The following is a 13,438-nucleotide window of genomic DNA, read 5'->3' as shown; positions in this document are numbered from 1 at the left end:
GGAGAAAAGTAGTAAATGAAAAATCCGTTAGTTTCTGTAGTTTGTACGAGTTTCAATAAAGAAAAGTGGATTGCGCAAGCAATTGAGAGCTTTTTAATGCAGGAAACTAGTTTTGAGTTTGAGATTTTAATTATTGACGACGCTTCCACCGATGCATCGTCTAAAATTATTCGAAAATTTGCAAATGAAAATCCTAAGAAGATTCGTTTCTTCGAAAATGAAAAAAATCTAGGGATTGCGAAAACTTGGAAGAAAATATGTAATAAGGCTCGAGGCAAATATATAGCTCGGTGCGACGGTGATGATTATTGGATTAAAAAAGATAAGCTACAAAAACAAGTCGATCTTCTCGAGAGTAATAAAGATTCGAAATGGTGTAATACTGAATTTCAAACTGAGAATGAGGAAGGGGAAATTCTTTTTAAAAAGTCTTTCGCTGAAAAATTTGTAAAAATGCCCGAAGATTTTACTGAGATGTTAATTTCTAAAGGTTTTACAAATGCTTCAACATGGTTAGTTAATACTGAACTAATGAAGGAAATAAACAATACACTTGATACTAAAACTCCTGATGATACATTTGATATCCAACTGGAATTATTTGTTAAGACCAAACTTTCAACAATAGAAGAGCCAATGGTTGCATATAGGTTTACTACAGGATCAGACTCCCATCCAGAAGATCTTTCGAGAATTCAAGAAAGAAACCAGCGACTACTTCAAACGCAGATAAAATTTTTACAAAAATATCAAGAAAAAGTTAATTTTTTACAGGCGATTAAGGAGCTCTTAGAAAAACAAACCACACTTGAAAACTATCTTGCGGAAAAAGAGATTTCAATTTTAGAGCGGAACAAGCTATTAAGTGATAGACAGAAGTTTATAGATGAGCAAGGGCTAATCATTAAGCATCATGAAAATAATGTAAAAAATTTAGAGAATAATATTGAAGAACTAGAAAACCGAAAGTGGTTTGGTCTACATAAGATTATTCATAAAGATAGTAGTAAGGAGAAATAATGAAAAAAATTTTAATCATTTCGAATGGTCCAGTTCCAGCACCAGAAATTAAAAATGTTGAAGGTGGTGGATTGAGAGCTTGGGGGCTAGCGAATGGACTTCAAAATAATTCAAAAGATAAGTATGAAGTTGAAGTTTCATATAACCAAGTTTTTAAACAAGATAATTTTACGGATGAATTAAATGGTATTAAAATTTCTACTTGGGAAATATCGACATTGGCAGAGAAAATTCAAGAATTTGATTCAGTTCTTGTTAGTTATAATGCTGGAGATATAACGCAAACAGTTGTTGATAATATACGTCAAGATCAGCAGTTAATATTGGATGGGTATGTTCCTATTCACATTGAGATGTCTGCACGAAATTCAGATAACCTTGATCGTGAATATGATGCGTTTAATTTCGAAAATAAGATATGGACAAAAGCCTTGAGAAGAGGTGATATTTTGCTATGTGCAAACGAAGCTCAAAAGAAATTTTACACAGGCGTGATGGCGCAAGTTGGCCGAATAAATCCAATAACTTATGGTGATGAAGATCTAATTCAGATTGTTCCTTATGGTATTTATCGAGAAAAAGCGGTAGCTAAGAATGATCCAGTATCGAAACTTGTTAAGAATAAAAAGGCTTTCAAACTGTTGTGGTTTGGTGGAATTTACCCTTGGTTTGATCTCACTAATCTACTCGAGGCTGTTAAAAATGCCAATAAAACAACACCAATTGAATTAATCATGGTTGGAGTTAAAAATCCATTCAATCAACACCCAGATTTCATAAAAAGATACGAAGAGGTCATGGACTATATTAAAAATAATAATATGGATGAAATCGTTCATATTACTGATTGGGTTAAATTTGAAGATAGGGCTGAATGGTATCTTGGAAGTGATGCTGTAGTGCTGATTAACAATATTGGAATGGAGAATACGCTCGCTTGGAGAACGCGGTTGGTTGATTATGTTTGGGCCGACCTACCAATTGTTACGAACGGCGGTGACCCAATGAGTGATATTTTGGAAGCAAATAAAGCGGTTTATATTTTGCCAGATCTTGATGCAAAAACTATCGAAAAAGAGATTATTAAAATTTCGAAAGATAAAGAAACTCTCAAACAAGTTTCAACAAATCTTTCAAAAGTTAGAAGACTATTTTATTGGGATAAAGTTACTGAAAATCTAAGTAAACTAATTTCTAAAGGTTATAAACCTGCCGACGCGGGGCTTTTGAAGGAAGTTGAAATTCTGAATTCGCCAGTGCTTCAAAATGCAAGTGGAAGCAGAATTGTTCGAGCTAAAAATAAAGCACGACGAATCACAGGTAAAGCCCTACGATATTACAAAAACAACGGATTCGCGGCAACATATAAAATAGCAACAGACAAAGTTGTTCGAAAAATCAAGAGAAAAACAGTTTCTAATATCGATAAAAAACCAAAGATAATTATTGTATCTCACCAACTTGATAATACGGGCGCTCCATTTGTCGCAATGGATTTGGCTTTCGATATCCAAAAACAGGTTAAAAATCTTGGGCGAAAATTAAAATTTATTGCCTTTACGCCAATTAATATTGAAAATGTTCGAGAATTAAAGAAAGCTGGTATCGAAGTTGAAATTTACACAGATAGAAACCTTTGGTTGAACTACAATAAGGGTGATATAGTTATTCTAAATAGTTTTGGACTTTCTAGGGCTGTTACACATTCAACAATTCAGGCTGCTAAAAACAATACCCTTGATGCTTTTTATTGGTATGGCCATGAAGCTACTCCTGAAAGATTTGTAGATTTGGATACAAGGGATGAATTTGTTAAACTTCTTGAAAGTAATAAAGCTAAACTTTATGCCGTATCGAAAGGCAGTGCGGAAGCTTATAAAGAATTCTTCGGAACAGATAAAAATACGGAAGTTATGAACTTTAGATTTGATTTTCCGAGTGATCGATTTGCAGTTAAAGATCCTGAAGACTTCGAAAAACTTGACTTTATCGTTACTGGAGCGGTTTCTGATGGCCGAAAAGGACAGTTGCCAATTCTTTATGCATTCTTGAATTTCTATAACAATTTCTATAAGAAAAACCCTAAAACATATCGTGATTTTAGTTTGAAATTTATTGGTGTCGATGAAGCTGGATATATTAAAAAACAAATGGAGGTTTCTGCCAAGGGATTAGATGGAAAATGTGAAATTGTAGGACAAATTCCGAGAGCAAAAGTTCTAGATTTTGTGGAAGAAGCTAATATGACAATTTGCTACTCTTATCATGAGTCAATGGGAATTTTTGTTTATGAAGGTATGGCATTTGGTCATCCGATTATTCGAAATGATTGTTATGGTCAAGAGGAACAACTAATCGATGGTGGTAATGGTTGGGCTGTTCGAAACGATGATTATCAAACACTTTGTGATGCAATAGAAGAAAGTCTAAATCTAGAAAAAACTTCAAACGATAAGCTCGCTAAAATGTCAAAAGTGTCAGAAGAAATTGCTGAAAAGGCTACGCATTCTGAATATTTTGTAATTGACGAGATTAAGAAGGTTTTGAATGAAAATTAATGCTAGAAAAATCTCAAAAAAATCTACAAAAAATATTTTGAGTGGCTCGAGAAAAGTGTGGAAAAACTTAAAATCGTTTTTCTCAAATCCATTTTTCTTAACTTTAATCATTGTTGATCTAATACTGGTCTCATTTATGTATGTGGGACCAGGTAATTTAATAAAAACCCACGATGGTAATTATCATCTATATAGATTTGCGACTTCAATTTCTGCCTTTGATGATGGGCAAAAGTTCCTCCAGCTTGACGCTGATCAGCTTCAAGGCTTTGGTCAGGCGCCAAATTTGTTTTACGGCCCAATGTTGAGTTGGTTAGTTTTGGTTGTCTTTAAAATTACATCAAATTTGCAAATATCTTTAATGTTTTTAATGCTGGTTGCAACAATCGCAACAACTTTTGGCGCGTATTATGCCTCGAAAAAGATTTTTAAAAGCGAAAAAGCTGGATTTTTTACAGCCCTATTTTTTACACTTGAGCCGTTTCATGTGGGTGAATTACTAACTCGCGGCTCGTTTAGCGAATATTTAGCGTTTGCATTCATTCCGTTTATAATTCTAGCAATTTATCAGATTATTTTTGAGAGTAAAACTGATTTTAAGCGTATTTTTATGCTTGCGTTTTCTGCTTTCGGGATTATTATGAATCATAATTTGACCGCCGTTTTAATCGCAGCGATGGCAGCACTTTTTGTGGTTTTCAATATTCGAAAGGTATTTTCGAAGCCAAAAATTCTATTTTCGCTAATTTTGGCTGGAATTTTGGCCGTTGGATTTTCTGCGATTTTTATTTTGCCGTTTCTTGAGGTTCGAGAAGTAGGAATTTACAATATTTTCAATCCTGATTTTCAAAAATGGTTTTATGTGAATGGATCGCAAGTCACTCCTGCTGACGCTTGGTTGCCAACTAATATGTTCCGTCCACCGGCTGGACATGCTTCAGTTGTGTTTGGTTTAAGTCCAGTATTATTGGTTCTAACTATTGGTTTTTTGGTTTTTCGAAAAGATATAAAAAATGAAAATTATCGCCGTTTCTCAATGATGTCAATTATAATTTCGGCAATTTTTGTGCTTTTTTCAACAAGAATCTTTGCATTTGTCCCGGCGGTTCAAAATTTTCATAGTATGTTGCAATTTAGTCAGCGGATGTTAATTATTCAATCTGTTCTTTTGCCTTTTGTGGCAGGGTATTTTATTGGTGAAAAGCTCAAAAATAAGCGTGAGATAATGATTGCCGCCGCAATTGCATCGATTTCATATATCCACATCACAACAAGTGCAATTGAACCAGGGAAGGTTTCTTTACCGATGAATGTTGGGGTTGATTATAATTTAGTCGACGGTATTAGTATCGCAATGGGAGAATATCAACCGATATTTCCAAAAGTTGAGAATGTAAAGGATATTTCTGCAACCGCTGCTGGATATGTTAAGAAAACTATTTCTGAAAAGGGACAAAAAGCTGATGTAATCTCCGGTTCGGCAAAAATCTCTGGATTTGAGAAAAAAGGTTCGAGAATGCGTTTAGCGGTTTCGGAAAATAAGAATGGTGCCGAAATTGAGCTTCCAATGTTTTATTATCCAGGTTTTAAGGCTGTACTTAATGGTAAACTTGTAAAAACTAGTTATTCGAATAAAAATCGAATGGTTTCGGTTAAACTTAATCCGGGACAAAATGGCGCCTTGGAAGTTTATTATGGTATAAGTCCAGCGACGAAAATTGGTTCGATTGTGAGCGGATTAAGCTTTTTAGCTTGTGGGTTATTTATGGTTATTAAGAGGTATAAAAATGCGAAATAATAAGACTGCAATTGTAATTTTGAATTTTAATGGTTGGCGAGATACGCAAAAATGTCTTGCAGCTCTTTCGAAACAAACTGTTCAAGATTTCGAGATTTATTTAATCGATAATGGTTCAAAAGACGAATCTGTTAAAGAGCTTTCGAAGATTGAAATGCCAAATCTTCATTTTCATAAAGAGAAGAAGAATACTGGTTTTACTGGTGGCGTAAATATTGGAATTAAATGGGCAATTAAGAATAATTTCGAAAATGTGGTTTTACTCAATAATGACGCAAACGCTGAGCCTGAATGGCTTGAAAATCTATTAAAACCGCTTGAAAAATCTCCTGAAATTGGTGCGGTAACTAGTTTAATGCTAGACAAAACTGGTAAATTTATTGATGATGCGGGCGACGTTTATTCAACTTGGGGAATCCCGATGCTTCGCAATGAAGGTGAACCAAAGAAAAACGCACCTAAAAGTGGATTAGTTTTTGGTGGAACTGGTGGAGCAACACTTTACCGAACGAAAGTTTTTAAAACGATTGGTTTTTTTGACGAAGACTTCTTTGCTTATAATGAGGATGTCGATATTGATTGGCGAATGCAGCTTGCCGGTTTTAAAGTTTGGTATGAGCGAACCGCAGTTGTTTGGCATAAACATTCAGCGACAAGTTCGAAAATTCCGGGTTTCACAATTAATCAAGTTTTTAAAAATTTGCCGCAAGTTTTCTGGAAGAACGTGCCATTTCCAATGATCTTGCCAATGTTTTTTAAGTTCTATGCAGTTTATTGGGCTTTCGTGATTTATCGCATACCGAAAGGCGGGGTCAAATTTGCACTAAAAGGAATTTGGCAGGGAACTCTTTTGATTCCTAAATCGCTTAAAAAGCGGCGAGAAATTCAAGGTAGAAAAGTGGTTTCAAATGAGTATTTAAAATCGATTCTTTATCACGGACTACCATTAAAACAAGTTAATCGAATAAAGAAATTTTTAAAGCTTAAGCGCTAAAATATTTTAAAATAAATTTGACTAAAATAAAACAATATTGTATAATTGGAGTTACGAGTAAGTCTCGTAGCTCTTTAAAATTCGAAAGAGTTAAAAATCTAGAAAGAAGGAGGTTCCTCATATGAAAGGAATCATACTCGCAGGCGGTTCAGGAACACGCCTTTACCCAATCACTCTGGCAAACTGTAAACAGCTTTTGCCAATTTATGACAAGCCAATGATTTACTACCCACTTTCAATCTTAATGTTGGCGGGGATTCGTGATATTTTAATAATCACAACACCAGAAGATAATTATCGTTTTCAAGAATTGCTTGGCAACGGTTCAAGCTTCGGTGTAAAAATTACCTATGCTATTCAAGAAAAGCCGAATGGCTTGGCAGAAGCATTTATCATTGGTGAAGACTTTATTGATGGTGACGACGTTGCTCTAGTTCTTGGGGATAACGTTTTTCACGGTCAAGGTTTTACAGATAAGCTCAAGAGCGCTCGTAATAAAATTGAGCGTAAAAAAGCTAATGCTGTAATCTTTGGTTATCAGGTTAAAGATCCGAAGCGCTTTGGCGTTATTGGTTTCGATGAAGAGATGAATGTCAAATCTCTTGAGGAAAAACCAGAATCTCCAGAGTCAAATTACGCTGCAACAGGTTTGTATTTCTATAATAATTCTGTTGTAGAAATTGCCAAGCAGGTTCAACCTAGCCCACGCGGAGAGCTTGAAATTACAGATGTAAATAAAGTTTTTTTGAAAGGTGGACATCTTTCTGTCGAACTCCTTGGTCGTGGATTTGCATGGCTTGATACGGGAACACATGAGAGTCTTTTGCAAGCTTCACAGTATATCGAAACTGTTCAACGCTTGCAAAATGTTCAGGTTGCTAATCTGGAAGAAATCGCATTCCGAAAAGGTTGGATTTCGAAGGAAGAAGTTGAAAAACTCGCACAGCCACTTTGTAAAAATGATTATGGGAATTATCTTCTTCGAATCATTAACTCTTAGGATTGTATTAATCGCCCACTTAATATGGGCGATTTTCTTTTATAAAATGGACAAAATCGTTTAAAAATAGTATTATATAACTATATGAAACGAGACAAACTTACGATTGTTCGCATAATTATGTTAGCCTCTGATACCCTAGCGGTTGTAAGCTCATTTATGCTAGCATATTTTGCACGAACCCATCTTGATACACGAGCATATTATTTTGCGCCAAATATTTGGAATTTTGTTTTTCTAGCGGTTTCGCTTTTGCCACTTTGGTTAGCGATTAACTATTTTTTTGGACTTTATGAACGCTCGGTATTTTTTTATCGACCAAAGGAGTATGGAAGAGCGCTAATCGTTTCAGTTATCAGTATTATGGCGATGATTTCTTATGAATTCTTTACTGGTGATGAGGTTTTTCCAGTTCGGATAATCGCGATTTTCTTTGTGCCGATTAACTTTTTAATGATGATTCTTGGTCGCGAAATTGTGCGTTTTATTCGGCGAGCTTTGATTAGGAGCGGTTTCGGTAGGCAAAAAGTTTTAATCATCGGTTCAAATTCACGTTCAACAGATTTAGCGCAATTCTTTCATGATAATATTGATTTTGGATATGATACGATTGGAATGGTTTCGAAAAGTGCGTTTTTACCTTTGAATACTGGCGTTCGGCACTTCTCGAGTTTTAAAGAGGCGGTTTTAAAAACCGATCCAGATATCCTAATTCAAACAGATGCTCTCAGGAGTGAGGATATTTATAATTATGCAATTGAAAATCACCTAGAGTATATGTTTGTGCCACAACAAGATCGGTTGTTGTCGCAAATTAATACAATTGAGGTTGTTGGTGGATTGCCGGTAATCGATGTTAAAGTTACGAAGCTTTTTGGTATGGGTCGAATCTGGAAACGCTTGATGGATTTAACTTTAGGCTGGATTGGTTTAATCTTGGCCAGTCCAATTATGCTGACGGTAGCTATTATTATGAAGATTACTGCACCAAAGGATTCAATCTTTTTTAAACAAGTTCGTTTAACGCGCTTTAATCGGGAGTTTTATATATATAAATTCCGCTCACAAAAGGCTGAATTTGATGGCCTAACTCCTGAACAAGCTTTCGAAAAAATGGGTAGACCTGAACTTTCGAAAAAATATCGCGAAAACGGTGACCAGTTAGATGATGATCCGCGGGTTACAAAAATTGGTAAATTTATTCGGGCAACTTCGATAGATGAACTCCCTCAACTTTTCAATGTTATTCGAGGAGATATTTCTTTGGTTGGACCGCGCGCGTTAATTCCTCAAGAAATTAATAAATCAAATCGTAAAAATGTTATTCTGGCTGTTAAAGCTGGAGTAACAGGTTTAGCGCAGGTTTCTGGTCGGCGTGATATTTCTTTTGAAGAACGTCGTCGCTTGGATGTATACTATGTGCAGAACTGGTCAATTATTTTCGATATTCAAATTTTATTTAAAACTGTTGCGAGTGTGATTTTTCGAAAAGGGGCAAAATAATGAATAAAAATCCAAAATGGCTTAAGGGTAAAAAAGTTGCAATTGTGACTGATTGGTTGACGACTTACGGGGGAGCTGAAAAAGTCGTATTAACTGTTTCGGAAATTTTTCCAGAAGCACCAATTTTTACTTCTCAATATTCCGAAAAAGAAGTAGATTGGTTTTCGGATAAGCAGGTTAAAACGGGCTGGTTAAATATTTTTCCTGCAAAAATGCGCAAAATTTTACCAGTTGGACGAGTTTTATATTTTCGAAATTTAGGTAAAAAGCTAAAAGATTTTGATGTTGTTATTTCAATTTGTTGTGCTGAAAGTAAGGGGCTGAACCTTTCAAAAAAACAGCTACATATTAGCTATTTACAAGGTCCACCAATTCAATATTATTGGGGAATGTATGATGATTATGTTAACAATCCCGGGTTTGGTAAATTAAGTTTTTTGGTGCGTTTTTTCTTTAAAATTTTAGTTAATCCGCTTCGAAAAAACGACTTTAAGCTTGCTCAAAAGCCAGATTTTCTAATTGCGAATTCAAGTTATTCGAAAGATGAAATTTCAAAATATTACAAACGTGATGCGAGTGTTATTTTTCCGCCAGTAGAAGTTGATAAGTTTAAACTTGAAAGAAATAAAAAAGATTATTATATTACAACTTCGCGCCAAGTGAATTGGAAGAAGTTAGATTTAGCGGTCGAAGCTTTTTCGAAGAACGGCAAAAAGTTAGTTTTAGTTGGGGGCGGTGCTGAACATCAAAAACTGGTTGAATTAGCTGGGGGCGCTAAAAACATCGAGTTTATTCCGCGAATTAGTGACCCTCTTGAACTTTCGAAAATCGTGGCTGAGGCAAAAGGTTTTGTTTTTCCAAGCTTAGAACCTTTCGGTATCGCACCGATCGAAGCATTGGCTACAGGAACGCCAGTTTTGGCTTTTAATCAAGGCGGCGCTCAAGATTATATTAAAGATGGTGAGAACGGTGTATTTTTTAACGAACAATCTTCAACATCAATTTTAGAAGCAGTTGAAAAATTCGAAAAAATAAGTTTTGATGCTGAAAAAGTTTCAGAAAGCGCAAAGAAATTTTCGAAAGAGGAATTTAAGAAGAATTTTGAAGAAGAGATAAAGAGGAATTTTAATGGAAAATTTTAAAAAGTTAAATTTTGCTGAAAAGGTTTTGTTTTTTGCGCCATTCGCAATGTGGTTTTCATATTATCCTAATTTTCATTTTGGAAAATCTGCGGGTGCGAATTTAGAGTTTTCGATTGCTTTAATTTATGTAGTTGTTTTAGCTCTGGCTGGAATTAAAACAATTTACCAAAACCGTAAAAAATTAATAAAAAATAACGCTGTTTTGCTAACTGGATTTTTTGTGTTTTGGAATTTTTTGACAATTTTAAATACGCAAAATTTACTAAGAACGGTATTAGTTTCAGGAGTTTGGTTGGTTTTATGGCTTAATTTTTTGGTAATTTTAAGTCTTTCGAAAAACAGAGTACTTTTTCAAAAGATAACTAAAAACTTTATTTTTAGTAGTTTGGTAATGGCTTGTTTGTCAATTATTCAAGTTATTTATGGTGCTTGGACAGATTGGGGGTTGTGTGCAGGATGCAGGGCTCAGGGGTTTGGGTTTGTGCGACCAAGTGTTTTTGCGATTGAGCCGCAATTTTTTGGAAGTATGCTTTTGGCGCCAATAGTTTTATTAACTCACAAGATTTTTAGCAAAAAAGCTTCGAAATTTGAAAAAATAACACTTTGGATTTTATTATTCTCGTTATATTTAACACTTTCACGTGGGGCAATTTTTGCGGCATTTTTTGCAATTTTAATTCTTATTTTTGTTAATCAGCCATTTTCGAAAAGAAAAATACTTTCGAATATAATAATTTCAATAAGTTTTATACTTTCGAGTTTTTTAAGTGGAATGATTTTTCATGCAATTTTTACAGAATTGAATCCGCGAATTAGTGATGGTTTTTATGATTCGATTTCGAAAAGTATAAACCAGATGAGTTTAGGTAAAATTAGTTTGCCGAAAATTGAAAAAACGGGGAATCATGAAATCAATGAGCCAGCAATTGAAGGTTTCGAAAGTCAGCATAATAATCAAAAAAATATCCAGTATTCAAAAAAAGCATTATTCAATGGATATGTTGAAAAATCAACAGATGAACGAACGAAGATGTCAGACTTAGCAGTTGAAACTTGGCGCTCAAATATTTTTGCAATGTTTTTTGGTGTTGGCGCTGGCGGATCAGGTGCTGCAATTTATAATTCTACACACAAAATTGCAAACACTTCAGAAATTGTTCAGAATGAATTTCTATCAATTTTGTTAGAACTTGGTATTTTTGGTTTTCTAATTTGGTCTCTCATTTTGTTTTCAATAATTAGATTAGCTAAAGATAAAAAATATATTTGGGCATTAGTTTTTGCATTTTTAATCCAGTGGTATTTCTTCTCAGGATTACCAAATGCACTACATATTTATTTGATTTTAGCTTTCATTTTTGCTATAATTGAAAGAGCTTATGAAAAAAAATCAGAGATCGATAGACGGATTTACGCCAAGGCGGAGGGCTGAATCTCTAAGTCTAAATAACAGCCCTAAAGAAACAGTTAAGAAACCAGATTTAAAAGTGGTAAAATCTCAAAAAAGAGGTTCTGTTGATGATTTTGTTCAAACTAAAAAACCTGAAAAGAATGAAAAAGATTCGGGCAAAGATATCGAAGCTGCATTGCAAAATCTAGAAATTGAAGAATTGCAAGAAGCTGAACATAGGGAGAGAGTTGCCTCAAAAAAGCATCAAAAACTACTTCGAAAGTTCGAAAAGAATAACGCTAAGCGAGAAAAGAAAGGCAAAAAGCCTTTAACCTTAGAACAGTTTAAAAAACGCCGATCAATTAAGCGATTTTTTGCTATTGTTATATTACTATTATTGGTCATTGGTGGATGGTTAATCTATCCAACACTTAATACGTTAAATAAAATTACTAATGGAAATATCCTTGGTGTTATTGAGAACAAAAAACTTAAGGCTGATTCAAATGGTCGCACCAATATTTTAATTTTTGGAACTTCACCAAAAGGTTGGGACGGGGAAGAATTGACAGACTCAATTATGGTTGCTTCTGTTAATCAAGAAAATAAAGAAATTAAAACCGTTTCATTACCAAGAGACCTTTGGGTAAAACATACATGTAAAACTTGGCTTGGAACTACTGCTGGAAAGTTGAATGAAACCTATGGATGCGGTTATCATGATGCGAAAAACAGTGGTTTGAGCGAAGAAGATGCAGAGAAAGCCGGCCAAAAAGTGTTGTCTGAAAAGGTGAAAGAAATTCTTGGGCTAGATATTCAATACGTAGTTCATGGAAACTGGAAAGTTTTGATTGATGCGGTGAATGCTGTTGGTGGAATTGATGTTAAGGTCGAAGCTTATGACGGCTCAAATAGAGTTTATGACGTTGCTACTAAAATCAATTACCAGAGTGGTAAAACTTACCATATGGATGGTGCGGCTGCTTTGGCATTTTCTCGAGCGCGTGGCTCTGAGGGTGGAGTTGGTTTGAGCGGAAGTAATTTTGACCGCGAGCGAAATCAGCAAAAAATCCTAAAAGCTACATTAGCTAAAATTAATCAGCAAAAAATGAATCCGATAACTCTGCTATCAATTGCGAATTCGCTTGGTGAAAATATTCACCATACATTCGAATCTTCAGAATTGACAACTGTTTCAGAAATTGCTCAAAGCTTCAATAGCGGCAAAATGACATCTTTGCCTCTAGTGAGTGAGTCTGATGCGTCCGGAAACTATTTTACAACAGGTCATGTAGGATCTGTTAGCGCGGTTATTCCTAAAGCTGGACTTTTTGACTATAGTGAAATTCAAGCATATATTTCAAAAAATACTTTAGGCGGTGATATAGTGAAAGAATCGGCCAAAATTAAAATTTTGAATGGTACGAATTATTCCGGACTAGCAGCTCAAGAACAAAAGAAGCTCGAAAAAGAAGGTTATACTATTCAGGGTATTGATTCTGCTCCAACGCATGATTATGAGAAAACGAAAGTTTATTATATTAAGCAAGAATCAAAACCGAATACGGTTAAAAAACTTGAATCTAAGTATTCTACAAAAGCCGAAAAACTTCCGTCTAAGTTATCTTCATATGGCGAAGGTGTGGATATAATTATTATTTTAGGCGAGGATAATGGCGAATAATTTAACAAAAAAGCAGGTTGAACTCTTAAATTTTATCGAAGTTTTTATTGAAGAATCTGGATATAGCCCAACATATCGCGAAATAGCTCGTGGTATGGGCTATAGATCTGTTGCAACCGTTTCGAAACATATTGATAATTTAATTCTGATGGGGAAGCTTTCTAAGTCTGAAAATGGTGAAGCACGTTCGATTTCTATAAGAAAACAGGGATCAGAGTTAACTGGTGATGAAAAAGCAGTTCATGATTTTTTAGTAAAAAAACGTGATTTTTATGCAGAAAATAATCAAATTGAAAATGCACAGAAAATAGATGATGCAATTTTAACTTTATGGTATTAATATCTTGAA

At 34.7% G+C, this 13,438-nt stretch carries 10 protein-coding genes; all 10 read left to right on the top strand.

The features are described from left to right. Nucleotides 1–15: 15 nt before the first annotated feature. Nucleotides 16–1,020: a glycosyltransferase gene (locus HXK94_003275; protein QTI96256.1), complete on the top strand. Its 1,005-nt coding sequence runs from the start codon at nt 16–18 to the stop codon at nt 1,018–1,020. Further along, nucleotides 1,020–3,578 carry a glycosyltransferase gene (locus HXK94_003270; GenBank protein ID QTI96255.1) on the top strand — a complete coding sequence of 853 codons (2,559 nt, stop codon included), beginning with the start codon at nt 1,020–1,022 and terminating at the stop codon, nt 3,576–3,578. Before HXK94_003275 ends, HXK94_003270 begins: the two co-directional genes overlap by 1 nt. After that, on the top strand, nt 3,568–5,376 hold the full coding sequence (locus HXK94_003265) for a glycosyltransferase family 39 protein (GenBank protein QTI96254.1): 1,809 nt from the start codon (nt 3,568–3,570) through the stop codon (nt 5,374–5,376). Before HXK94_003270 ends, HXK94_003265 begins: the two co-directional genes overlap by 11 nt. Next, the gene (locus HXK94_003260; GenBank protein QTI96253.1) at nt 5,366–6,370 is read left to right on the top strand and encodes a glycosyltransferase family 2 protein; all 1,005 of its coding nucleotides are present in this window, start codon (nt 5,366–5,368) and stop codon (nt 6,368–6,370) included. The genes HXK94_003265 and HXK94_003260 overlap by 11 nt, the downstream gene beginning before the upstream one ends. Nucleotides 6,371–6,491: 121 nt before the next feature. Beyond that, the gene (gene rfbA / locus HXK94_003255) at nt 6,492–7,370 is read left to right on the top strand and encodes a glucose-1-phosphate thymidylyltransferase RfbA (GenBank protein ID QTI96252.1); all 879 of its coding nucleotides are present in this window, start codon (nt 6,492–6,494) and stop codon (nt 7,368–7,370) included. 84 nt (nt 7,371–7,454) lie between these two features. Then, entirely contained in the window at nt 7,455–8,873 is a 1,419-nt protein-coding gene (locus tag HXK94_003250; GenBank protein ID QTI96251.1) for a sugar transferase, read from the top strand. Beyond that, complete coding sequence (locus tag HXK94_003245) at nt 8,873–10,015, top strand: glycosyltransferase (GenBank protein ID QTI96250.1); 1,143 nt, start codon at nt 8,873–8,875, stop codon at nt 10,013–10,015. The genes HXK94_003250 and HXK94_003245 overlap by 1 nt, the downstream gene beginning before the upstream one ends. Further along, entirely contained in the window at nt 10,002–11,447 is a 1,446-nt protein-coding gene (locus HXK94_003240; protein ID QTI96249.1) for an O-antigen ligase family protein, read from the top strand. The genes HXK94_003245 and HXK94_003240 overlap by 14 nt, the downstream gene beginning before the upstream one ends. Continuing rightward, entirely contained in the window at nt 11,395–13,089 is a 1,695-nt protein-coding gene (locus HXK94_003235) for an LCP family protein (GenBank protein QTI96248.1), read from the top strand. Before HXK94_003240 ends, HXK94_003235 begins: the two co-directional genes overlap by 53 nt. Then, nucleotides 13,079–13,429 (top strand): hypothetical protein, encoded by a 351-nt coding sequence (locus tag HXK94_003230; GenBank protein ID QTI96247.1) that lies wholly within the window; start codon nt 13,079–13,081, stop codon nt 13,427–13,429. Before HXK94_003235 ends, HXK94_003230 begins: the two co-directional genes overlap by 11 nt. Nucleotides 13,430–13,438 lie beyond the last annotated feature (9 nt).

This window comes from Candidatus Nanogingivalaceae bacterium (assembly GCA_015257795.3).
Taxonomy (GTDB): Bacteria; Patescibacteriota; Saccharimonadia; order Saccharimonadales; family Saccharimonadaceae; genus Nanogingivalis.
Note: the sequence above shows the minus strand (reverse complement) of the source record. Positions and strands in the feature narration are given on the sequence as shown.